The sequence below is a fragment of the Streptomyces physcomitrii genome, from assembly GCF_012273655.1.
Classification (GTDB): Bacteria; Actinomycetota; Actinomycetes; order Streptomycetales; family Streptomycetaceae; genus Streptomyces; species Streptomyces physcomitrii.
Window position 1 is genome coordinate 166,078 of record NZ_JAAWWP010000006.1, and the last position, 23,275, is coordinate 189,352.

The 23,275-nt window shown below is 73.1% G+C and carries 21 protein-coding genes; 14 read left to right on the forward strand and 7 right to left on the reverse strand.

What is annotated here, in order from left to right; all coding sequences use genetic code 11:
• Window positions 1-3 precede the first annotated feature (3 nt).
• The 5 genes from HFV08_RS12400 to HFV08_RS12420 all read right to left on the reverse strand — a co-directional run bounded on the left by HFV08_RS12400 (window position 4) and on the right by HFV08_RS12420 (window position 4,344).
• Window positions 4-699: an HAD family hydrolase gene (locus HFV08_RS12400; RefSeq protein WP_210430198.1), complete on the reverse strand. Its 696-nt coding sequence runs from the start codon at window positions 697-699 to the stop codon at window positions 4-6.
• A gap of 133 nt (window positions 700-832) precedes the next feature.
• Entirely contained in the window at window positions 833-1,516 is a 684-nt protein-coding gene (locus HFV08_RS12405; protein ID WP_168538828.1) for a phosphatase PAP2 family protein, read from the reverse strand.
• A gap of 56 nt (window positions 1,517-1,572) precedes the next feature.
• Window positions 1,573-2,508 (reverse strand): M56 family metallopeptidase, encoded by a 936-nt coding sequence (locus HFV08_RS12410; protein ID WP_168538830.1) that lies wholly within the window; start codon window positions 2,506-2,508, stop codon window positions 1,573-1,575.
• A 229-nt stretch (window positions 2,509-2,737) separates the two neighbouring features.
• On the reverse strand, window positions 2,738-3,289 hold the full coding sequence (locus HFV08_RS12415) for a DUF5134 domain-containing protein (RefSeq protein WP_168538832.1): 552 nt from the start codon (window positions 3,287-3,289) through the stop codon (window positions 2,738-2,740).
• A 296-nt stretch (window positions 3,290-3,585) separates the two neighbouring features.
• A complete protein-coding gene (locus tag HFV08_RS12420) occupies window positions 3,586-4,344 on the reverse strand; it encodes an enoyl-CoA hydratase/isomerase family protein (protein WP_168538834.1) in 759 nt (252 codons plus the stop codon).
• A gap of 304 nt (window positions 4,345-4,648) precedes the next feature.
• Between HFV08_RS12420 and HFV08_RS12425 the strand changes: the two genes are divergently transcribed.
• Complete coding sequence (locus HFV08_RS12425) at window positions 4,649-5,167, forward strand: ATP-binding protein (RefSeq protein ID WP_168539100.1); 519 nt, start codon at window positions 4,649-4,651, stop codon at window positions 5,165-5,167.
• A gap of 57 nt (window positions 5,168-5,224) precedes the next feature.
• Here HFV08_RS12425 and idi read toward each other — a convergent pair whose 3' ends face one another.
• Window positions 5,225-5,818 (reverse strand): isopentenyl-diphosphate Delta-isomerase, encoded by a 594-nt coding sequence (idi, locus tag HFV08_RS12430; RefSeq protein ID WP_168538836.1) that lies wholly within the window; start codon window positions 5,816-5,818, stop codon window positions 5,225-5,227.
• Between the two features lie 764 nt (window positions 5,819-6,582).
• Window positions 6,583-7,518, reverse strand: a complete 936-nt coding sequence (locus HFV08_RS12435; protein ID WP_168538838.1) for a cation diffusion facilitator family transporter — start codon at window positions 7,516-7,518, stop codon at window positions 6,583-6,585.
• A gap of 981 nt (window positions 7,519-8,499) precedes the next feature.
• Between HFV08_RS12435 and HFV08_RS12440 the strand changes: the two genes are divergently transcribed.
• From HFV08_RS12440 to HFV08_RS12500, 13 genes are all read left to right on the forward strand, one after another.
• Window positions 8,500-10,326, forward strand: a complete 1,827-nt coding sequence (locus HFV08_RS12440; RefSeq protein ID WP_168539102.1) for a DUF5941 domain-containing protein — start codon at window positions 8,500-8,502, stop codon at window positions 10,324-10,326.
• Complete coding sequence (locus HFV08_RS12445; RefSeq protein WP_040255363.1) at window positions 10,323-11,075, forward strand: phosphocholine cytidylyltransferase family protein; 753 nt, start codon at window positions 10,323-10,325, stop codon at window positions 11,073-11,075. Before HFV08_RS12440 ends, HFV08_RS12445 begins: the two co-directional genes overlap by 4 nt.
• Window positions 11,063-12,127: an iron-containing alcohol dehydrogenase family protein gene (locus HFV08_RS12450; RefSeq protein ID WP_040255364.1), complete on the forward strand. Its 1,065-nt coding sequence runs from the start codon at window positions 11,063-11,065 to the stop codon at window positions 12,125-12,127. The genes HFV08_RS12445 and HFV08_RS12450 overlap by 13 nt, the downstream gene beginning before the upstream one ends.
• Complete coding sequence (locus tag HFV08_RS12455; RefSeq protein ID WP_052483273.1) at window positions 12,105-12,884, forward strand: CDP-alcohol phosphatidyltransferase family protein; 780 nt, start codon at window positions 12,105-12,107, stop codon at window positions 12,882-12,884. Before HFV08_RS12450 ends, HFV08_RS12455 begins: the two co-directional genes overlap by 23 nt.
• A gap of 47 nt (window positions 12,885-12,931) precedes the next feature.
• Window positions 12,932-13,777 (forward strand): glycosyltransferase family 2 protein, encoded by an 846-nt coding sequence (locus HFV08_RS12460; RefSeq protein ID WP_168539104.1) that lies wholly within the window; start codon window positions 12,932-12,934, stop codon window positions 13,775-13,777.
• A 97-nt stretch (window positions 13,778-13,874) separates the two neighbouring features.
• Complete coding sequence (locus HFV08_RS12465; RefSeq protein ID WP_040255366.1) at window positions 13,875-14,804, forward strand: ABC transporter permease; 930 nt, start codon at window positions 13,875-13,877, stop codon at window positions 14,802-14,804.
• Complete coding sequence (locus HFV08_RS12470; protein WP_168538840.1) at window positions 14,797-15,576, forward strand: ABC transporter ATP-binding protein; 780 nt, start codon at window positions 14,797-14,799, stop codon at window positions 15,574-15,576. Before HFV08_RS12465 ends, HFV08_RS12470 begins: the two co-directional genes overlap by 8 nt.
• A 367-nt stretch (window positions 15,577-15,943) precedes the next feature.
• Window positions 15,944-16,849, forward strand: coding sequence for a squalene synthase HpnC (gene hpnC, locus HFV08_RS12475; RefSeq protein WP_168538842.1), 906 nt, complete (start codon window positions 15,944-15,946; stop codon window positions 16,847-16,849).
• The gene (gene hpnD / locus HFV08_RS12480) at window positions 16,846-17,796 is read left to right on the forward strand and encodes a presqualene diphosphate synthase HpnD (RefSeq protein WP_168538844.1); all 951 of its coding nucleotides are present in this window, start codon (window positions 16,846-16,848) and stop codon (window positions 17,794-17,796) included. Before hpnC ends, hpnD begins: the two co-directional genes overlap by 4 nt.
• 175 nt (window positions 17,797-17,971) lie before the next feature.
• Entirely contained in the window at window positions 17,972-19,396 is a 1,425-nt protein-coding gene (gene hpnE / locus HFV08_RS12485) for a hydroxysqualene dehydroxylase HpnE (protein ID WP_168538846.1), read from the forward strand.
• On the forward strand, window positions 19,393-20,520 hold the full coding sequence (locus HFV08_RS12490) for a polyprenyl synthetase family protein (RefSeq protein WP_210430199.1): 1,128 nt from the start codon (window positions 19,393-19,395) through the stop codon (window positions 20,518-20,520). Before hpnE ends, HFV08_RS12490 begins: the two co-directional genes overlap by 4 nt.
• Window positions 20,521-20,646: 126 nt before the next feature.
• Window positions 20,647-22,620 (forward strand): squalene--hopene cyclase, encoded by a 1,974-nt coding sequence (gene shc / locus HFV08_RS12495; RefSeq protein ID WP_168538850.1) that lies wholly within the window; start codon window positions 20,647-20,649, stop codon window positions 22,618-22,620.
• Window positions 22,620-23,273, forward strand: coding sequence for a phosphorylase family protein (locus HFV08_RS12500; RefSeq protein ID WP_168538852.1), 654 nt, complete (start codon window positions 22,620-22,622; stop codon window positions 23,271-23,273). Before shc ends, HFV08_RS12500 begins: the two co-directional genes overlap by 1 nt.
• Window positions 23,274-23,275 lie beyond the last annotated feature (2 nt).

Genomic DNA, 23,275 nt, shown 5'->3' on the forward strand with positions numbered 1-23,275 from the left:
GGCTCAGTCCAGGTGGGCGAGCACCGCGCGCAGGGCACCCGGCCGCTCCGCGACGGGCAGGTGGTCCACGAAGTGCACCGCGCAGCCGAGCGCGGCGGCCCCGCCGTCGGCCCGGCGGTCGTCGCCGACCATCAGCAGCTCCGCGGGCGCGAGGCCGAGTCCCGCGCAGGCCACCCGGAACAGCCGGGCGTCGGGCTTCTGCGCCTCGTGCTCGAAGGAGAGCGTGTACGTGTCCACGTGCGCGTCCAGCCCGTGCGCGCGGAACACCGGCCGCAGATCCCAGCCGATATTGCTGACCACACCCCGCGCCACGCCCGCCGCGCGCAGCCGCTCCAGGACCTCCAGCGCGTCCGGGTACGGCCGCCAGGCCTCCGGCGCCATGTGCCGCTCGTAGAGGACCTCGTGCAAGTCCGGTTCCGGCAGCGGGACTTGGCGGGACAGGCCGAGGTACGCGGCGCGGTGCAGGGCGGCGCTCTCGTCCCGCCGCTGCCACAACTCGCCGAGCTCCGGCGGGACCCGCCGCGGCGAGGCACCGCCGGGCAGTGCCCCCGCCTCCTCCAACTGCCCTGCCAGCCGCGCCACTTCACCCTCGGCCAACCGGATCCCGCGGGCGGCGAGACCGGCCCTGAGCCAGGACTCGGTGGACTCGACACGGAAGAGGGTCCCGGAGAAGTCGAAGAGCACGCCTTTGATCGCCATGGGGTGATCCTTTTCGCCGGGGGCGCGATCGGTCAACACCGTCGGCCGCTCACACCCCGGTGCCGTCCCGACTCCCTTGCCGCGGTACGCCGTCGACCGTCTGCGGCGGTACGCCGTTCACCCTCGCGTCCGTTCACCCTCGCGTCCGCTCGCCGAGCAGCCGGGAGCCCAGCGCCCCGGCGGTCAGCACGGCGAGGGTGCCGAGGAGCCAGCCGCCCAGGACGTCGGTGGGCCAGTGCACCCCGAGCCACACCCGGGTCACCCCGACGCCGAGCACCGAGACCACCGCCCCGGTCAGCGCCCAGCGCCGTACCGTGCCGCTCGCCCCGTAGTGGTGCAGCAGCCAGAGCAGCGCGCCGCAGACCACCGTGGCGGTCATCGCGTGGCCGGAGGGGAAGGCGGCGTAGTGGGCGTGGTCCACCGGGCGCGGCAGCACCGGGCGCGGCCGGTCCACGGCGGCCTTGAGCGCCTGCTGGACCAGGGCGCCGCCGAGGCAGGTCAGCCCCAGCCACAGGGCCGGACGCCAGCCGCGGTACCGCAGCAGCCACAGGACGACGGCCGCGCACAGCGCGCGCAGCGTCCAGGTGTCCCAGACCCAGTCGGAGAGCAGCCGCTGGACGGCGGTGAGCTGCTCGTACTCCAGGGCCCAGTCGTGCCAGGTCCGCACCACCGACTCGTCGGCGTCCATCAGCGGCCGCCATTCGGCCGCGACGAGAACCATCAGGAGGACCGCCGCGGCCAGCAGGGCGGTCTCGCCCGCTCTGCGCACGAGGGTGTGGGCCGGGGGCCGGGTGGGGGTGGGGGACGCCGAAGACATGCCGCCGATCGTCGCTCAGAGTCGGGGCCCCTGGCCAGTGCGCCGGGGGCGCGCCGTCAGCCCAGGGTGCGCAGCGCGGGCACGAAGGTCACCAGGAGCGGCACCACCGGCACCAGGGCGGCGGCCGCCGTGAGCCGCAGCCTGCGGGCCGGTGTCAGCCGGGACTCCGGGGCGAGCAGGCGGTGGATCCGCTGCGGCACCTGGGCGTGCGGCACCGGGCAGGGGCCGAACACCCCGCGGTCCTCGTTGAGTTCGACCAGGGCGAGCGCGGTGGTGAGGCGGCCGAAGCGGCGGGAGGCGACATCGTCGGCGGCGAGTTCCACCAGCCGGTGCATCTGGCTGCGGAAGGCCTCGAAGACCGGCACCTGCGGGAAGCCGCTGGCCAGCGCCCCCGAGCAGTGCAGCAGCCAGTCGTGCCGGGCCTGTGCGTGCCCCTGCTCGTGCGCCAGGACCGCGTCCAGCTGGCGCTTGGTCAGCCGGCGCAGCGCGGCGGTGGTGATCACCAGCTGCGGCGCGGCACCCGGCAGCCACCAGGCGTCCGGCCGCTCGCCCTCCAGGACCACGAGCCGGTCGGAGCCCGGCTCCTCACCCGGCAACAGCGGTGCCCGTACGAGGAGTTCGGCGCGGCGGCGGCCCCGGCCCGAGCGGGCCCGGAAGATCTCCCGGCTCAGCATGGCGGCCGTCCAGGCCCCGCCGCAGGCGAGCAGGACGGCGGTGCCGGCGGCCCAGGGGCCCTCGGTACCGAGCGCGTAGGCCTCCACGACGGTGGCCGGGGCCGGGGCGAAGAGATTGCCGCGGACCGCCTGCCAGGCCCCGGCGGCGCTGAGCGTCATCGACAGCGCGCAGCACAGCAGGACGGCGGCGACCACGCACTGCCACACCCAGAGGGCGACCACGGGTTCCCGCTCGGTCCAGTCCGCCCGGGCGAGCAGTCGCGGGGCGAGGGCGGCGATCAGGATGCCGAGCAGCAGCAGTGCCACGGGGACCATCATGGAATCAGCCTATGAGCGGCCCGGCGCCTGTGGATACAACCCATAGGACTAAGTGACCGACACCACGGCCCGGGTGGCGGACCTCACACCGGCGCCCCGCGCCCGCGGCCGTTCGCACCGCTCGGCCGCACCTGCACCCGCACCGGCGGCGCACCGTGCGTCAGCATCCGCCGTGCACCCCGCACACCCCGCACCCGTACCGGCCGCATACTCCGCGCACGCACCGCCCTCACATGGCGAGCAGCATCGCGAGCATGCCGAGGCCCATGGACAGCCTGCACACCTGGGCGAGTTCGGGGCGGTCGCCCCAGGCGGCGGTCCCGGGGACCGGTACGGCCGCGGCGGCGGGCAGCAGCCGGGCGCCGCTCCAGAGCACATAGCCGGTGAAGTACAGGAGCAGGGCGCCCGTCAGATACGGGAGCCCGGCCGCGGTGTGGGCGGCGTGCGCGCCCGGCGGCCGCGCGGCCATCGCCACCGCCATGTACGCCATGGCGCCGCTGCCCACGAGGTGGTGGAGGTGGTGCCGCTCCCGCCGCGCGGACCAGGCGTGCCGCAGGGCCAGCACCGCGAAGACGAGGGCGGCGCAGGACCAGGCCCCGCGGCCGGGCGAGAGCACCGAGGCGGGCACGGCCATCGCGGCCATCCCCGCGCCCATCACGGCCTCGGCACCGGCGGCCCGGCGCTGGGCCGCGACCCCGCTGCGCATCCGCAGCAGGCAGTACGCCCCGGCCGCGAGGCAGACGGCCACCAGCAGCCAGGCAGCGGACGCCGGTCCGTGCACCGCGCACCTCCCCCTCGCAGAACACCGGGCACTCCGCCGTGCAGCGGGGCGGAGCCCATGGGTACCGGGGAGGAGATGCCCAGGCGCGGGGGGTGCGTACGCGAGCGCACGGAAGTGCGCGGGGAGCGGGCGGGGTGTGCGGCACCACCCGGCGTCGCGGCGGGGCGGTGACGTGCGGGCGGGTGGGGCGGGAGACGGCCCGCGCCCTCGGGCCGGGGCGAAAGGCGCCCCGTGCCTCAGGCCAGGGCGAGAAGCGTCCCATGCCTCAGTCCAGGGCGGGAGCGGCGGCCCGTGCCTCAGGCCGGGGCGGTCCAGGTGAAGCGCGGTGTCCGCCGCTCCAGGAAGGCGCCGATGCCCTCCGCGGCCTCCGGTGCCCGGTGGGCCTGGGCCGACCAGTGGTCGGCGCGGTCGAGCCGGCCCGCCGCGAACTCCTTGGCCGCGGACTGGGTGAGCAGGGAGCGCGAGACCAGGATCTGGGTGAACTCGGCGACCCTCTTGTCGAGTTCACCCGCCGCCAGCACCTCGTCGGCGAGACCGGTGCGCAAGGCCCGGGCGGAGTCGATGAGTTCGCCGGAGAAGAGCAGGTACTTCGCCGCCGCCGGGCCGACCAGGGAGACCAGCCGCGCGGTCGAGGAGGCCGGGTAGACGATGCCGAGCTTGGCCGGGGTCACCCCGAACCGCGTGCCCTCCTCGCAGAATCGGAGGTCGCAGGCGCCGGCCAGCTGGGCTCCGCCGCCGACGCAGTAGCCGCGGATCGCCGCCAGCGTCGGCTTGGGGAAGTGCGCCAGCGCCTCCTCGGCCCGTACCGCCAGGTCCTGGGCGTCGGCGGGGGAGCCGTCCGCGCCGCGCAGGGTGGAGATGTCGGCGCCCGCGCAGAAGGTGGCGCCCTCGCCGGTGAGGACCAGGGCCCGTACCGACTCCTCGGCGGCCAGTTCGTCGAGCAGCGGCGGGAGGGCCGCCCACATCCCGGCCGTCATGGCGTTGCGCTTGGCGGGGTGGTGGATCACGACGGTGGCGACCGCGTCGGTGACGCTGTGCAGCAGCTGGGGCTCCATGCGGCGGATGCTATCCGGCGGCGCCGCCGGGGAGATCATGATTGCCGGGTGCCGTGCCTCACAGCGGGCGGCGCGGGGGGCCGGGGGCTACCGCCGGTACGCTCCCGGCAAATCCGCACAAGCGGACACCCGAGGGAATCCGGAACAACCCGGGCGTACCCGGTCCTCCCAGGGGCGCAGGCGGGCCGGAACGGTCATATGGCGGCGATAATCGGCGAGTTGTGGTCATCTAGGGGGCACCGACCGATCTGTTCCCAAGACTCTCCCTGTGGCGACAATCGAGTACAGGGGTGGCGACCGGACGATGGAGGACCGCGGGTGGGGGACGCTGCCACGGCCGGGTGGCGGGGCGCAGCGGATCCCGGGGCCCGCGAGGGCCGTGGCGCGCGAACCGCTGCCGTACGAGGGCGTGTGGCGCTTCACCGCGCAGGCCGAGGAGGCCTCGGTCCCGATGGCCCGGCACGCGGTGCGCGATCTGCTGCGCAGGCAGGAGGTGCCGGTCGCCGACGAGGTGGTGCAGGGGCTGCTCCTGATCGTCTCGGAACTCGCCACCAACGCGGTACGGCACGCGGCCCTGCTCTCGCCGCTGCTCGCGGTGGAGGTCGCGGTCGGCGCGGAGTGGGTGCGGGTCTCCGTCGAGGACAACCACCCCTACCGGCCCACCGCGCTGGTGGCCGACCACGGGCAGACCGGCGGGCGCGGGCTGCTGCTCGTCCGGGAGATCACCAAGGAGGCGGGCGGCGTCTGCGATGTGGAGCAGACGGCCGCCGGCGGCAAGGTCATCTGGGCGGCGCTGCCGCTGACCACGCTCGGCCGGTACTGAAAAGCGGGGCCGCCCCCCCCGGATCCCAGGGGGCGGCGCACCGTGAGCGGGCCGTGCTCACCAGCCCGCGGCGGAGCCCGTCAGCTCGCGTACCGCGGGCCGCGCGGCGTCCAGGACGGTCATGAACCAGGCGGAGAAGGTGTCCCGAGAGTGCCGGTCGGCCAGCTCGGCGGCCGTGACGAAGACCGTCTGCGCGACCTCGTCCGGGTCCGGGCGCAGCGTGGACTGCACCATGCCGACGAAGAGGTGGTTGAACTCCTGCTCGACCAGTCCGGAGTCGGGGTCCGGGTGGTTGTAGCGGACCGTGCCCGCCTCGGCGAGCAGCGAGGGGGAGACACCCAGCTCCTCGTAGGTGCGGCGGGCCGCGGCGGCGAACGGCGACTCCCCGGGGTAGGGGTGCCCGCAGCAGGTGTTCGACCAGACGCCGGGGGAGTGGTACTTGCCGAGGGCCCGCTGCTGGAGCAGGAGGCGGCCCTGCTCGTCGAAGAGGAAGACGGAGAAGGCGCGATGCAGTTGCCCCGGGGCCTGGTGCGCGGCGAGTTTCTCGGCCGTTCCCGTGGTGCGTCCCTCCTCGTCGACCAGCTCGAGGAGGATCGTGTCCGTGCCGGACTCGGGTGCGCTGTGCGTCGCGGTGGCAGGTGTGATCGGCATGCCCATCCTTCGCTCGTCTCTGCGCCCCAAGTCTGCCGTACCGGGTCGCGGGAGGTGGGCCTTCGGCGGCTTCCGCATGTCCTCTTCCGGACGCGTCCGGCGAACGGGCGGCGGGGCACCGGCCAGGCGGCTGACCGGCTCCGGCATCGTGCCCGGCACCCCGGCCCGGGAAGCGTCCCGGACGGGTGGCATCCGGGGTCGCGCGGCGGGAACAGGGGTGCGCGGGACGCGCGTACGCCCCTGCCGGGCGGGGCGGGGTGAGAGGGGCCGCGTCCCCGGGACCCGCGTACGCGGTGCGCGGCGGCGGGAACCGGAGGGTGCGGAGGGCTTGATCCGCCCGTGCCCCGGCGGGAGAGCGGGCGGAAAGCACGAGGGCCGCCCCCAGGGGCGGCCGGGCCGAACCCGGAGGTTCAGGCGGGTGTCGAGCGCGTCAACCGCAGATGCACCTGACGCGTCCACAGGTCGGGCAGACGGGGACGAGCACGGTTCCTCCTTCGGCTTGCACCGGCCCGGTGTCCGGCGTGGCCCCGGGTCCACCGGGCAAGCGCCGCGGGTGTCGACAAGAACGAACGGTTGTGCATGGCGGCATCGCGCCGTCACCACCCCCGCATCCGTACAGACGTAGTCGAAGGGGTCCGAGTTCCCTCCCGTCCCGGTTCTTTGCCCTCCGATGGGCTTTTCGGTCGTTTGGCGACCGGTAGCCGGGAGGATCTCCGGAACGGATGCCCCGAACGGCAGGGTCCATTCACCGCGCCGGGCCCGCCTCAGTGGCAGAGCCGCGCCTCGTGTTCGGCGTGACCGCTGGGTTCCAGCTGGAAGGTGCAGTGCTCGACGTCGAAGTGGTCGCCGAGGCAGCCCTGGAGCTCGTGCAGCATCTTCTCGTTGCCGATGCCGCTGAGGAAGTCCGGGGCCACCACCACGTGCGCGGAGAGCACGGGCATTCCCGAGGTGATGGTCCAGGCGTGCAGATCGTGCACGTCCTCGACGCCGTCGAGGGCCAGTATGTGCGCCCGCACCTCCGCGATGTCCACCCCCTTGGGTGCCGCCTCCAGGAGCACGTCGAGGGTCTCGCGCAGCAGCTTGACGGTGCGCGGCACGATCATCAGGGCGATCAGGAGCGAGGCGAGGGGGTCCGCGGCCTGCCAGCCCGTGGTCATGATCACAACCGCGGAGACCAGTACCGCCACCGAGCCGAGCGCGTCGGCCACGACCTCCAGGAAGGCCCCGCGGACATTGAGGCTCTCCTGCTGGCCGCGGATCAGGATCAGCATCGAGATGAGGTTCGCCACCAGGCCGACCAGGGCGAAGACCACGACCGGGCCGCCCTCGGTCGCGGCCGGGGTGAGGAAGCGGTCGATGGCCTCGTAGAGCACATAGCCGCCGACGCCGAGCAGCAGAAGGCAGTTGGCGAGCGCGGCGAGGATCTCGGCGCGCGCGTAGCCGAAGGTGCGCCGGTCGCTCGGGGGCAGCGAGGCGAAGTGGATCGCGAGCAGGGCCATGGCGAGCCCGAGCGCGTCCGTGGCCATGTGCGCGGCGTCCGCGATCAGGGCGAGGGAGTCGGCCACCAGACCGCCGACGATCTCGACCACCATCACGGTCAGGGTGATGCCGAGGGCCAGCCGCAGCCGTCCCCGGTAGCCCGCGCTGAGCGTCGCCCCGGAGGTTCCGTGCGCGTGCCCGTGGTCGTGCCCCGCACCCATGCCGCCACCTCCGTCCGCTCCCGCCTCCCGCCCGCTCCCGCGGGCCGCCGGATCCCCCGGCACGCGGACAGTGAACTACGTCCCCGCACCCGAGAGCAACACGGCACTGAACACCGTTGTCATATGCTCTGACCTGCGGAAATGAGGATGGTCGGGGGAATGGGCGGAGGGGTGGATTCCGCTTTCCGGTGGGGGTGAGGGCGGTCGCTTCCTGTGCTGTCCGCGGTGTTGTGCGAGGCGGAGTCGGCCGGTCGCGTCGGGGGTCTTCTGCGAGGGCCGCACTTCCTGTACGTACGGTCTGGGTGGCTGTTGCCCAAGAGCGCCCGGCGGCTTCGCGAAGCGGAATCCGCTCTCTCACTCCCGATGTCGGAGAGGTGGACCGGCGCCGTATCCGCCCACCGGGGGCGCACGGTTGTACCCTGCACGCCCCCGTCGCTCCCCGCCTCTGCGGCGGACTCACCCCGGCGTACGGTGCTATGACCGCCCGGTGCTCCAATTCCCGCCCTGCGGAAGCAAATCGGCGAAGCTCGGGCGCGTAGGTGACAGCGGTGATCCGCACCTCGCGGCAGACGCGATTCCCGGCTGGGCCGTCGGGCGGCTGCGATGGTGGAGCCAAGGGCGCGGCGCGCGGCCCCATTTGGGCGGCCCGAGGGCGTACGGCCGGAGCCGTGAGCGCTTGAACGGTGCTGTATCGGCGCCGCGCTCGCCCCCGTCGGCGGCGGCCTTGCGGGGCCCTCTCGCCGTGGTGTCGCAATTGCCGCGGTATGCGAGGCGAGTTTGTCGGCCAGGGTGCCGATCCGTGATGATGATCGTGACGGCCGGAAAACCAGGCCGTGTTTATCGGATCATGAACGTGTGATGAACGTACGCTCTTCCGCATCCGATACCCTCTGCCGAATCGCCGCCCGGCCGACCCGGCGGAGGCGTTCCAGCAGCAATGATCCGGCGCGGCAGAGCGTCGTATTCGAGGAGTGAGTTCGTCTGTCGACCGCCATCGTCACCGGTTCCGCGGTGCCCGGATCCCCGCTGGAGGGCGATCTGAAGGCACTGGGATTCGAGGTGCGGCACGCCGCGGACGCGGCCGGGACGGCCCATGAGGCCTCCCAAGTCCCCGCCGGACAGCGCATCGCGGTGGTCGACAGCGGTTTCGTCGGCCATGCCCACGCCCTCCGGCTCGCCCTCACCGACCCGCGCTTCGCCGCCTCGGCGGTCCGCGGCGCCGTGACCGTCAAGCCCGAGGCCCGCCCCGCCCTCGACGCGGCGCTCGCCGAGGACGCCGGCGGCGAGGGCCGCGGCTCCGGCGCGCTCCTCGCGGTCGGCTCGCTCGCCGACCGGCTCGCCGAGGGACTGCTCGCCCGGGGCACCGAGGTCCACCGCCCCGAACTCGGCCGCCTGGTCGCCGAGGTGCCCGCCGACCCGCAGGCCCGCAACGAGGCCCGGCAGGCCGTCGCGGCGGTCGACGAGGAGGAGATCCGGCTGCGCAGCGCCGTCAAGGCGCGCGACGGCTTCTTCACCACGTACTGCATCAGCCCCTACTCGCGCTATGTGGCGCGCTGGTGCGCGCGGCGCGGGCTCACCCCGAACCAGGTGACCACCGCCTCGCTGCTCACCGCCCTGCTCGCGGCGGGCTGCGCGGCCCCCGGCACCCGCCCGGGCTTCGTCGCCGCCGGGGTGCTGCTCCTGCTCTCCTTCGTCCTGGACTGCGCGGACGGCCAGCTCGCCCGCTACTCGCTCCAGTACTCCACCCTCGGCGCCTGGCTCGACGCCACCTTCGACCGCGCCAAGGAGTACGCCTTCTACGCCGGTCTCGCGCTCGGGGCCGCGGCCGCCGACGGCGGTGGTGACGATGTGTGGGCGCTGGCGCTCGGCGCGATGGTGCTCCAGAGCTGCCGCCATGTCGTCGACTTCGCCTTCAACGAGGCCAACCACGACGCCACGGCCAACACCAGCCCCACCGCCGCGCTCTCCGACCGGCTCGACGGACTCGGCTGGACCGTCTGGCTGCGGCGCATGATCGTGCTGCCGATCGGCGAACGCTGGGCGCTCATCGCGGTCCTCACCGCCCTGACCACCCCCCGGATCACCTTCCTGGTGCTGCTCGTGGGCTGCGCGCTCGCCGCGCTCTACACCACCGCGGGACGGGTGCTGCGCTCGGTCACCCGCCGCGCCGAGCGCAGCGAACGCGCCAAGCGGGCGCTCGCCGAACTGTGCGACACCGGACTGCTCGCCGACTCCTTCGCCGCCGCGGGCCGCGAGGCCGTCCGGCGGCTGCCCGCCCTCGCCCCCGTACTGCTCGCGCTCGCGGGCGGCGTGCTGCTCGTCACGGTGAGCGCCTTCACCGGCTTCGGCACCACCTGGCCGATCGTCGCCGCCTGCGTCTACTGCCTGACCTCGGGCCTCGCCGTCGCCCGCCCGCTCGGCGGCAGCCTGGACTGGCTGGTCCCGCCGGTCTTCCGGGCCGCCGAGTACAGCGCCGTCCTGATCCTCGCCGCGCGGGCGGAGGTGAACGGTGCCTTGCCGGCGGCTTTCGGACTGGTGTCCGCCGTCGCCTACCATCACTACGACACCGTCTACCGCATCCGTGGCGGTACCGGTGCGCCCCCGCAGTGGCTGGTGCGCACGGTCGGCGGGCACGAGGGCAGGATCCTGCTGGTCACCGTGCTGGCCGCGCTGCTCGCCCCCTCAGGTTTCACTGTCGCGCTCACGGTGCTCGCCGTGGCCGTGGCTGCCGTGGTGCTCGCCGAGAGCATCCGCTTCTGGGTGTCCTCGCAGGCACCCGCCGTACACGATGAAGGAGAACCCGCATGATCGGCCTCGTGCTTGCGGCCGGCGCCGGCCGGCGTCTGCGCCCGTACACCGACACCCTGCCGAAGGCTCTGGTGCCGGTGGGCCCCGAGGGCAACGAGGAGAGCCTCACGGTCCTCGACCTCACGCTCGGCAACTTCGCCGAGATCGGTCTGACCGAGGTCGCGATCATCGTCGGCTACCGCAAGGAAGCCGTCTACGAGCGCAAGGCCGCCCTGGAGGCCAAGTACGGCCTGAAGCTCACCCTCATCGACAACGACAAGGCCGAGGAGTGGAACAACGCCTACTCCCTGTGGTGCGGTCGCGACTCGATCAAGCACAGCGTGATCCTCGCCAACGGCGACACCGTGCACCCCGTCTCCGTCGAGAAGACGCTGCTCGCCGCCCGCGGTGACGGCAAGCGCATCATCCTGGCGCTCGACACGGTCAAGAACCTGGCCGACGAGGAGATGAAGGTCGTCGTGGACCCCGAGAAGGGCGTCCAGCGCATCACCAAGCTGATGGACCCCGCCGAGGCCACCGGCGAGTACATCGGCGTCACCCTGATCGAGGGCGAGGCGGCCGAGGAACTGGCCGACGCCCTGAAGACCACCTTCGAGCGGGACCCCGACCTCTACTACGAGGACGGCTACCAGGAGCTGGTGAACCGCGGCTTCAAGATCGACGTGGCGCCGATCGGCGAGGTCAAGTGGGTCGAGATCGACAACCACGAGGACCTCGCCAAGGGCCGTGAGATCGCATGCCAGTACTGACCCGGCTGATCCCCTCGCCGCTCGTCGTCGACATCAGGCCGGGTGCGCTGAACGACCTCGCGGTCGTCCTCGCGGACCAGCGCATCTCGGCCTCGGGCAAGCTCGCCTTCGCCATCAGCGGCGGCTCCGGCGCCGCCCTGCGCGACCGGCTCGCCCCGGCCCTGCCGGGTGCCGACTGGTACGAGGTCGGCGGCGGCACCCTGGACGACGCGGTCAGCCTCGCCGACGCGATGAAGCGGGGCGGCCGGTACGACGCGGTGGTCGGGCTCGGCGGCGGCAAGATCATCGACTGTGCGAAGTTCGCGGCGGCCCGGGTCGGCCTGCCGCTGGTGGCCGTGGCCACCAACCTCTCGCACGACGGGCTGTGCTCCCCGGTGGCCACCCTGGACAACGACGCGGGCCGCGGCTCCTACGGGGTGCCCAACCCGATCGCGGTCGTCATCGACCTGGACGTGATCCGCGAGGCGCCGGTGCGCTTCGTACGCTCGGGCATCGGCGACGCCGTCTCGAACATCTCCTGCATCGCCGACTGGGAGCTGTCCAACCGGGAGACCGGCGAGGCGATCGACGGACTGGCCGCGGCCATGGCCCGCCAGGCCGGCGAGGCCGTGCTGCGCCACCCCGGCGGCGTCGGCGACGACAGCTTCCTCACCGTGCTCGCGGAGGGCCTGGTCCTCACCGGCATCTCCATGTCGGTGGCCGGCGACTCCCGCCCGGCCTCCGGCGCCTGCCACGAGATCAACCACGCCTTCGACCTGCTCTTCCCCAAGCGCGCCGCCTCGCACGGCGAGCAGGTCGGTCTCGGCGCGGCCTTCGCGATGCACCTGCGCGGCGCGCACGAGGAGTCGGCCCACATGGCCGAGGTCCTCCGGCGCCACGGGCTGCCCGTACTGCCGCGGGAGATCGGGTTCACCGTGGAGGAGTTCGTGCAGGTCGTGGAGTTCGCTCCGCAGACCAGGCCGGGCCGCTACACGATCCTCGAGCACCTTGCCATGTCCACCCACCAGATCAAGGACGCATACGCCGACTATGCCAAGGCCATCGGTAGCTGAGCTCCGCCCCGTCGTCCACCCCCCGGGGGTGAAGGACCGGCGCAGCGGCGAGCACTGGGCGGGACGCCTCTACATGCGCGAGCTCTCGCTGCGTGTGGACCGGCACCTGGTGAACACCCGGGTCACCCCCAACCAGCTGACCTACCTGATGACCCTCGCGGGCGTCCTCGCCGCACCCGCCCTGCTGGTCCCCGGCATCCCCGGGGCCCTGCTCGGCGTGCTCATGGTGCAGCTCTACCTGCTCCTGGACTGCGTGGACGGCGAGATCGCCCGCTGGAAGAAGCAGTTCTCGCTCGGCGGGGTCTACCTGGACCGGGTCGGCGCCTACCTCTGCGACGCCGCGGTCCTGGTCGGCTTCGGGCTGCGCGCCGCGGACCTGTTCGGCGAGGGTCGGATCGACTGGCTCTGGGCCTTCCTCGGCACCCTGGCCGCGCTCGGCGCCATCCTGATCAAGGCCGAGACGGACCTCGTCGGGGTGGCCCGCCACCAGGGCGGGCTGCCGCCGGTCCAGGAGGCGGCCTCCGAGCCGCGCTCCTCCGGAATGGCGCTGGCCCGCAAGGCGGCGGCGGCCCTGAAGTTCCACCGCCTGGTGCTCTGCGTGGAGGCGTCCTTCCTGATCCTGGCCGCCGCGGTCCTCGACGCGGTCCGGGACGACCTCTTCTTCTCCCGCCTCGCTGTCGCCGTCCTCGCGGGCATCGCGCTGCTGCAGACCCTGCTGCACCTCGTGTCCGTCCTCGCCTCCAGCAGGCTCAAGTGACCGGGCCCGGGACCGGCGCCCTCCGGGTGGGCGCGGTGATCATCACGATGGGCAACCGCCCCGAGGAGCTGCGCGCCCTGCTCGACTCGGTCGCCGGGCAGGACGGCGAGCCCGTCCAGGTCGTGGTCGTCGGCAACGGCTCCCCGGTGCCCGAGGTCCCGGCCGGGGTCAGGACCGTCGAACTGCCGGAGAACCTCGGCATCCCCGGCGGCCGCAACGTCGGCATCGAGGCCTTCGGACCGGGCGGCCGCGAGGTCGACATCCTGCTCTTCCTCGACGACGACGGGCTGCTCGCCCGCAAGGACACCGCGGAACTCTGCCGCGAGGCCTTCGCCGCCGACCCGGAGCTGGGCATCGTCAGCTTCCGTATCGCCGACCCGGACACCGGCGAGACCCAGCGCCGCCATGTGCCGCGGCTGCGCGCGGCCGACCCGATGCGCTCCTCGCGGGTGACCACCTTCCTCGGCGGCGCCAACGCCGTACGCACCGAGGTCTTCGCCCAGGTGGGGGCGCTGCCCGAGGAGTTCTTCTACGCCCACGAGGAGACCGACCTCGCCTGGCGGGCGCTGGACGCGGGCTGGATGATCGACTACCGCGCGGACATGGTCCTGCACCACCCGACGACCGCGCCGTCCCGGCACGCGGTCTACCACCGGATGGTCGCCCGGAACCGGGTGTGGCTGGCCCGCCGAAACCTTCCCGCCACTCTCGTACCGGTGTATCTGGGCGTCTGGCTGCTGCTCACCCTGGTACGACGCCCCTCGCGGCCCGCGCTGAAGGCCTGGTTCGGGGGCTTTCGCGAAGGCTGGAGCACGCCCTGCGGCTCCCGTGAACCGATGAAGTGGCGTACGGTGTGGCGCCTGACTCGACTGGGCCGACCTCCCGTCATCTGACAAGCTCGGGTCTGAGAGCATTCGGCCGTATCCCGGTCCCTGGCCCTGGGCCTACGCCCGGCCGGGATGCATATTTTGAGGACGAAAGTTTCCATCTGTGAGTGAGACAACGCATGACGGCGGTGTTGCGGTGACCGCTCCTCCGTCACCCGATGACGGCCTCACGCCGGCGGAGCTCGCCGGCAAATACGGACTGGCCGTGAGCGGTGCCCGGCCCAGCCTGCGCGAGTACGTCCGCCAGATGTGGGGGCGGCGCCACTTCATTCTCGCGTTCTCGCAGGCCAAGCTGACGGCCCAGTACAGCCAGGCCAAGCTCGGTCAGCTGTGGCAGGTGGCCACCCCCCTGCTGAACGCGCTGGTCTACTTCCTGATCTTCGGCCTGATCCTCAAGGCCGACCGGGGCATGGAGCGCGAGGTCTACGTGCCCTTCCTGGTCACCGGCGTCTTCGTCTTCACCTTCACCCAGAGTTCGGTGATGGCGGGCGTACGGGCGATCGCGGGCAACCTCGGCCTGGTGCGGGCCCTGCACTTCCCGCGCGCCTCGCTGCCCATCTCCTTCTCGCTCCAGCAGCTCCAGCAGCTGCTGTTCTCGATGATCGTGATGTTCATCGTGGCGGTGAGCTTCGGCAGCTACCCGAGCCTGTCCTGGCTGCTGATCGTCCCGATCCTGGCGCTCCAGTTCCTCTTCAACACCGGCCTCGCGCTGATCATGGCCCGGCTCGGCAGCAAGACCCCCGACCTCGCGCAGCTGATGCCCTTCGTGATGCGCACCTGGATGTACGGCTCGGGCGTGATGTTCTCCATCCCCGTCATGCTGGACGACCAGGAGCCCTGGGTCGCCGACCTGCTGCAGTGGAACCCGGCGGCCGTCTACATGGACCTGATGCGCTTCGCGCTGGTCGACGGCTACGGATCGAGCAACCTGCCCCCGCACGTCTGGGCGGTCGCCCTGGGCTGGGCCGTGCTGGTGGCCGTCGGCGGCTTCGTGTACTTCTGGAAGGCAGAGGAGAAGTACGGCCGTGGCTGAGGACTACACCGGGGCGAAGATCCCCACCGTCATCGCGGACGAGCTGCACATCGTCTACCGCGTCAACGGCGCCAAGACCGGCAAGGGCTCGGCGACGGCGGCCCTGAGCCGCATCGTCAAGCGCGGCGAGGAGCGCGGCGTACGCAAGGTGCACGCCGTGCGCGGGGTCAGCTTCACCGCCTACCGGGGCGAGGCGATCGGCCTGATCGGCTCCAACGGCTCGGGCAAGTCGACCCTGCTGCGGGCCATCGCCGGTCTGCTGCCCGCCGAGAAGGGCAAGGTCTACACCGACGGCCAGCCCTCGCTGCTCGGTGTGAACGCGGCCCTGATGAACGACCTCACCGGCGAGCGCAACGTCATCCTCGGCGGGCTGGCCATGGGCATGTCGCGGGAGCAGATCAAGTCCCGCTACCAGGACATCGTCGACTTCTCCGGCATCAACGAGAAGGGCGACTTCATCACCCTGCCGATGCGCACCTACTCCTCCGGCATGGCCGCCCGGCTCCGCTTCTCCATCGCGGCCGCCAAGGACCACGACGTCCTGATGATCGACGAGGCCCTGGCGACCGGCGACCGCTCCTTCCAGAAGCGCTCCGAGGCGCGCATCAGGGAGCTGCGCAAGGAGGCCGGCACCGTCTTCCTGGTCAGCCACAACAACAAATCGATCCGGGACACCTGCGACCGGGTCCTGTGGCTGGAGCGCGGCGAGCTGCGCATGGACGGCGCCACCGACGAGGTCATCAAGGCGTACGAGAAGTTCACCGGCAAGTAGCCGGTAATCGCGCGGTAACCACTGAGCCCCGTCGGCGTCCTGCCCGGCGGGGCTCGGGCAATTTCCGGGTCAACTTCCGCCGCCGTGGGGAATCTTGAAGCGAAACGGTGTGTTGTTGTGATCTCCTGGCCACTCGCAGCTCCGACACGCGTTGTAGAACATAGGCTGTGCCGGTGCTGATGCGCGGTCCGGGCGCGCCCTGTGACTGCCCGCCGCCGAGACGGCGGCGAGGGACCGCCGTCCAGGCGGCGTGTCCGAAATGGGCTGTATTGTGTCGGCAGTGTAGAACGGGAGATGTGACGGCCATGGCTACGGATACTCTCCGGCTCCGCGACGCATCCGCCGCCCCCGTCATGGGCGGCGCCCGGTGAGCGGAGCCGGAACTCCGCGTACGGCGGAGCGCGCCACGCTCGACAAGGCCGCGGACGAGAACTTCCCCGTGGCCCCGTTCTTCCTGCCCCGGGTCTGGCGCGCGGACCTGATGGCCGTCTACGGCTTCGCGCGCCTGGTCGACGACATCGGCGACGGCGACCTCGCCCCCGGCGGCGCCGACGCCCGCCTGCTCGGCGCCGAGGGCGCCGTCACCGCCGGGGGCGAGGACCGGATCGCCCTGCTCGACGCCTTCGAGGCCGATCTGCGGCGCGTCTTCGCGGGCACCCCGCGGCACCCGCTGCTCCGGCGCCTCGTCCCGGTGGTCCGCCGCCGCGCGCTGACCCCCGAGCCCTTCCTCGACCTCATCGCGGCCAACCGCCAGGACCAGACCACCGGCCGCTACGAGACGTACGAGGAGCTGCGGGCCTACTGCGCGCTCTCCGCCGACCCCGTGGGCCGCCTGGTGCTCGCCGTCACCGGCACCGCGACCCCCGAGCGGATCCGGCTCTCGGACCGCATCTGCACCGCCCTGCAGATCGTGGAACACCTCCAGGACGTCACCGAGGACCTGGCGCGCGACCGGATCTACCTGCCCGCCGAGGACCTGCGCCGGTTCCGGGTCGAGGAGGCCGACCTCAAGGCTCCCTCGGCGAACGCCTCGGTGCGCGCGCTGATCGCCTTCGAAGCCGCCCGGGCGCATCAACTCCTCGACGAGGGAAGCCCGTTGGTGGCCAGCGTGCACGGCAGGCTGCGGCTGCTGCTCGCCGGGTTCGTGGCCGGCGGCCGCTCCGCCCTCGGCGCCGTCGCGGCCGCTTCGTTCGACGTACTCCCCGGACCTCCCAAGCCCACCAAGGTCCGGCTGCTGCGCGAGGTGGGCGCGACTCTGCGAGGAGAGGGGTGAGGCGGAGCGTGGAGCCGGAGCAACACCTGTCGGCACCGGTACTCGCCGCATACAGCTACTGCGAGACGGTGACCGGGCAGCAGGCCCGCAACTTCGCCTACGGCATCCGGCTGCTGCCGGCCCCCAAGCGGCGCGCCATGTCGGCGCTGTACGCCTTCTCCCGCCGGGTCGACGACATCGGCGACGGCACCCTGGACGCCGCGGAGAAGACCAAGCGCCTCGAGGAGACCCGTGACCTGCTGACACGTGTACGTCGCCGGGATGTCGCCGAGGACGACACCGACCCGGTGGCCGTCGCCCTCGCCCACACCGCCACCGCCTTCCCGCTGCCGCTCGGCGGTCTCGACGAGCTGATCGACGGCGTCCTGATGGACGTGCACGGCGAGACCTACGAGACCTGGGAGGACCTCAAGGTCTACTGCCGCTGCGTCGCGGGCTCGATCGGCCGCCTCTCGCTCGGCATCTTCGGCACCGAGGAGGCCGCGCGCCACTCCGAACGCGCCGCCGAGTACGCCGACACCCTCGGCCTCGCCCTGCAGTTGACCAACATCCTGCGCGACGTCCGCGAGGACGCGGGCAACGGGCGCACCTATCTGCCCGCCGACGACCTCGCCAAGTTCGGCTGCGCCACCGGCTTCCACGGCGAGGAGCCGCCGCCCGGATCCGACTTCGCCGGGCTCGTGCACTTCGAAGTACGCCGCGCCCGGGCCCTGTTCACCGAGGGCTACCGGCTGCTGCCCCTGCTCGACCGCCGCAGCGGCGCCTGTGTCGCCGCCATGGCCGGGATCTACCGGCGGCTGCTCGACCGCATCGAGCGCGAGCCGGAGTCGGTGCTGCGCGGCCGGGTCTCGCTGCCGGGGCGGGAGAAGGCCCTCGTCGCCGTACGCGGCCTGTCCGGCCTCGATGCCCGCGGCGGCCTGCGACCGAACCTCAGGAGGCGCGCCTGATGAGCCCTCAGAAACCCTCGGGCGCGCGTCTGTTGAGCCCTCGGAGACCCTCGGGCACAGGCCTCGCGGCACCCCGCTCAACCCCGCGCCCGCGTACGGCGTCAGAGACGGCGTCGGCCCGTCGCGCACACCCCGCGGCGGCGCCCGGATCTCGTACGTCCGCGTGGAGGAGCGCATGAGCAGCCAGGACAGGGACGCCCGGGCGGGCGGCGGGCCCGCGAGCGCGCTGGTGGTCGGCGGCGGTCTCGCCGGGATCACCGCGGCGCTCTCGCTGGCCGACGCCGGTCTCCAGGTGACCCTCGCCGAGGGCCGGCCCCGGCTCGGCGGCCTCGCCTTCTCCTTCACCCGCGGCGCGCTCACCGTCGACAACGGCCAGCACGTCTATCTGCGCTGCTGCACCGCCTACCGCTGGTTCCTCGACCGGATCGGTGCCGCCGCGCTCGCGCCGCTCCAGGACCGCCTCGACATCCCGGTCCTCGACGCCGCCGGAGCGGACCCCGCCGCCCGCCACCACGGACTGCGGCTCGGCAGGCTGCGCCGCGACCCCCTGCCGGTGCCGCTGCACCTCGGCCGGAGCCTCGCCGCCTACCCGCACCTCTCCTTCGCCGAGCGGCTGAAGGCCGGGCGGGCCGCCTTCGCCCTGCGCGCGCTCGACCCCGCCGACCCGGCCCTGGACGGCCAGGACTTCGGCAGCTGGCTCGCCGCGCACGGGCAGTCGCCGCGGGCCGTCGAGGCGCTGTGGGACCTGGTCGCCGTCGCCACCCTCAACGCCCGCGCCCGGGACTGCTCCCTCGCCCTCGCCGCCATGGTCTTCCGCACCGGACTGCTCACCGATCCCGGCGCGGCCGACATCGGCTGGGCCCGGGTACCGCTGGGCGAGCTGCACGACGAGCGGGCCCGCCGGGCCCTGGACGCCGCGGGGGTCCGTACCGAGCTGCGCACCCGTGTCCAGTCGTTGACCCGGGGTGACGACGGGCGCTGGAGCGCCGAGCTGTCCGGCCGCCGCATCGAGGCCGACGCCCTGGTCCTCGCCGTACCGCAGCACGAGACCCACGCGCTGCTGCCGCCCGGCGCGCTCGACCGCCCCGGCGACCTGCTCGCCCTCGACACCGCGCCGATCCTCAACGTCCATGTGGTCTACGACCGCAGGGTGCTGCGGCAGCCCTTCTTCGCCGCGCTCGGCTCGCCCGTGCAATGGGTGTTCGACCGCACCGAGGCCTCCGGGCTCACCGAGGGGCAGTACCTCGCCGTCTCCCAGTCCGCCGCCCAGGACGAGATCGACCTGCCGGTCGCCGAACTGCGCGCCCGCTACCTGCCGGAACTCCAGCGGCTGCTGCCCGCCGCCCGCGGCGCCGGGGTACGGGACTTCTTCGTCACCCGGGAGCGCACCGCCACCTTCGCGCCCGCGCCCGGGTCCGGCCTGCTGCGGCCCGGTGCGCGCACCCGCCTCGACGGGCTGTACCTTGCCGGAGCGTGGACGGCCACCGGCTGGCCCGCAACCATGGAGAGCGCGGTGCGCAGCGGGGTCCGAGCGGCGGAGGCCGCCCTGGTCTCCCTGGGGCGAAGGCCCCGCGAGCGCCTCTTCGAGGAGGCCGCATGACACTCGGACTCCGGGGCCCCGGCCCCCGCCCCGCTGCCGCGACAAGAGGAGAAACTGTGCCCACTGTGCCCTCGGCTGAACCGACTGCCGACGCGGTGGACGTGACCGCGCTCCTGGAGCGCGGCCGGACCCTGGCCACCCCGGTCCTGAAGGCCGCGGTGGACCGGCTGGCCTCCCCGATGGACACCGTCGCCGCCTACCACTTCGGCTGGATCGACGCCGAGGGCAGGCCCTCCGACGCCGACGGCGGCAAGGCGGTGCGGCCCGCCCTCGCGCTGATCTCCGCCCAGGCCGCGGGCGCCGAGCCCGAGACGGGCGTGCCCGGCGCGGTGGCCGTGGAGCTGGTGCACAACTTCTCGCTGCTGCACGACGACCTGATGGACGGCGACGAGCAGCGCCGCCACCGGGACACCGTCTGGAAGGTGCACGGCCCGGCGCAGGCGATCCTGGTCGGCGACGCCCTGTTCGCCCTGGCCAACGAGATCCTCCTCGAACTCGGCACCGCCGAGGCGGGCCGCGCGACCCGGCGGCTGACCACCGCCACCCGCAAGCTCATCGACGGCCAGGCCCAGGACATCTCCTACGAGCACCGCGAGCGGGTCACCGTCGAGGAGTGCCTGGAGATGGAGGGCAACAAGACCGGCGCGCTGCTCGCCTGCGCGGTCTCCATCGGGGCCGTGCTCGGCGGGGCGGACGACCGCACCGCGGACGTCCTGGAGAAGTACGGCCACCACCTGGGGCTCGCCTTCCAGGCGGTCGACGACCTGCTCGGCATCTGGGGCGACCCGGTGGCCACCGGCAAGCAGACCTGGAGCGATCTGCGCCAGCGCAAGAAGTCGCTGCCGGTGGTCGCGGCGCTCGCCGCCGGGGGCCCGGCCTCCGAGCAGCTCGGCGAACTCCTCGCCGCGGACGCCAAGAGCAACGACTTCGAGAGCTTCTCGGAGGAGGAGTTCGCCGCCCGCGCGGCCCTCATCGAGGAGGCCGGCGGACGGCGCTGGACGGCCGAGGAGGCCCGCCGCCAGCACGCCGTCGCGCTGGACGCGCTCGACGAGGTCGAGATGGACCAGCGGGTACGCGAGCAGCTCACCGCCCTCGCCGACTTCGTCGTCGTACGGAAGCGGTGAGCGCTTCGGTACCACGCAGCCTCGTCCGGGGTGAGTGCGCGCACCCCTGACAAGTCGCCGGTCTCCCGGTCCCGGACCAGACCGACGGCGGACCCAGCAGAAGGAACACTGCACGAAGGGGAAGCCATGACAGCGACGACCGACGGAAGCACCGGAGCCACGACTCCGCTCGCTGCCGCGGCCACCGAGCACGAACCGCACCGCACCGGGGGCGCGGCCGCCGAGGCGGTGCGGCGCGCCACCGACTTCCTGCTCGCCAGACAGGACGCCGAGGGCTGGTGGAAGGGCGACCTGGAGACCAACGTCACCATGGACGCCGAAGACCTGATGCTGCGTCAGTTCCTCGGCATCCGGGACGAGAAGACCACCCGGGCCGCCGCGCTCTTCATCCGCGGCGAGCAGCGCGAGGACGGCACCTGGGCCACCTTCTACGGGGGGCCCGGTGACCTCTCGACCACCGTCGAGGCCTATGTCGCGCTCCGGCTCGCCGGTGACGAGCCCGAGGCCCCGCACATGGCGAAGGCCGCCGCCTGGGTCAGGGAGCAGGGCGGCATCGCCGCGAGCCGTGTCTTCACCCGGATCTGGCTGGCCCTCTTCGGCTGGTGGAGCTACGACGACCTGCCCGAACTCCCGCCGGAACTCATCTACTTCCCGCAGTGGTTCCCGCTCAACATCTACCGCTTCGGCTGCTGGGCACGGCAGACCATCGTGCCGCTGACCATCGTCTCCGCCAAGCGCCCGGTACGGCCCGCCCCCTTCGGCCTCGACGAGCTGCACACCGACCCGGCGGTGCCCGTGCCGCCGCAGCCGCTCGCCCCCGCGGCCAGCTGGGACGGCGTCTTCCAGCGCCTGGACAAGGTGGTCCGCGCCTACCGCAAGGTCGCCCCGCGCAGGGTCCGCAAGGCGGCGATGCGCTCCGCCGCCCGGTGGATCGTCGAACGCCAGGAGAACGACGGCTGCTGGGGCGGCATCCAGCCCCCCGCCGTGTACTCGGTGATCGCCCTGCACCTGCTCGGCTACGACCTGGACCACCCGGTGCTGCGGGCCGGTCTGGAGGCCCTGGACAACTTCGCGGTCTGGCGCGAGGACGGCGCCCGGATGATCGAGGCCTGCCAGTCCCCGGTCTGGGACACCTGTCTGGCCACCATCGCGCTCGCCGACGCCGGACTGCCCGCCGACCACCCGCAGTTGGTGAAGGCCGCCGACTGGATGCTCGGCGAACAGGTCGTCCGCCCGGGGGACTGGTCCCTGAGCCGCCCTCAACTGCCGCCGGGCGGCTGGGCGTTCGAGTTCCACAACGACAACTACCCGGACACCGACGACACCGCCGAAGTGATCCTCGCGCTGCGGCGGGTCGAGCACCCCGACCCCGGGCGGGTGGACGCGGCGGTCTCCCGCGGGGTCCGCTGGAGCCTCGGGATGCAGTCGCGGAACGGCGGCTGGGGCGCCTTCGACGTCGACAACACCAGTGTCATGCCGACCCGGTTGCCCTTCTGCGACTTCGGCGAGGTCATCGACCCGCCCTCCTCGGACGTCACCGCGCACATGGTGGAGATGCTGGCCCACGAGGGAAAGTCCGAGGACCCGCGCACCCGCCGCGGAGTCCGCTGGCTGCTGTCCGAACAGGAGCCCAGCGGCGCCTGGTTCGGCCGCTGGGGCGTCAACTACGTATACGGCACAGGCTCGGTGGTCCCCGCCCTGGTGGCCGCCGGACTTGCCCCCGGGCACCCGGCGATCCGGCGCGCCGTGGCCTGGCTGGAGAAGGTGCAGAACAAGGACGGCGGTTGGGGCGAGGACCTGCGCTCCTACCAGCCCGGCACCGCCTGGCACGGCGTCGGGGAGTCCACCGCCTCGCAGACCGCCTGGGCGCTGCTCGCCCTGCTCGCCGCGGGGGAGCGGGAGTCCGCGGCGACCGCGCGCGGGGTGGAGTTCCTGGCCAGCACCCAGGCGGAGGACGGCAGTTGGGACGAGCCGTACTTCACAGGAACCGGTTTCCCCTGGGACTTCTCCATCAACTACCACCTGTACCGGCAGGTGTTCCCGCTGACCGCGCTCGGCCGGTACCTCCACCCGGAGCCCTCCGCCGGCAAGGGGAGCTGATGGCCCCGGCACCACCGGCACCGGACCCCGGGCCCCCGCCGTTGCTCGTCGCCTGCGCCCTGGGCATCGAGAAGTTCGCGCTGCGCCTCGGGGACCGCAGCGGGGCCCACGGGCCGCTCACCCTGCTCAAGACGGGGATGGGCCCGCAGGCCGCCGAACGCGCCCTCACCCGTGCCCTCGCGCGGCCCGCGCTGCGCGAGGCGCCGGTGCTCGCGACCGGCTTCTGCGCCGGTCTTGAGCCCGGCATGCACCCCGGGGACGTGGTCGTCGCCGACGAGGTGCGCGCGGACACCACCACCGCCTGCACCGGTACCGGACTCCTGGTCGAGGAGATCCTGCGCCTGGCCCCCGGGCGCACGGTGCACACCGGCCCGCTCACCGGTTCCGACCACATCGTCCGCGGCGCCGAACGCACCGCCCTGCGCGCCACCGGAGCCCTCGCGGTGGACATGGAGTCCGCGGCGACACTGCGCTGCGCGGCGCGCGCGGCGGGGCGTCCGGTGGCGGCGGTCCGGGTCGTCGTGGACGCCCCCGAGCACGAACTGGTCCGACTCTCCACCCTCGGCGGCGGCATAACCGCCTTCCGGGTCCTGCGTTCCCTACTCCCCGCGTTTTTCGAATGGCACCGTAACTTGCTGCTCCCTCGGAGGTGAGC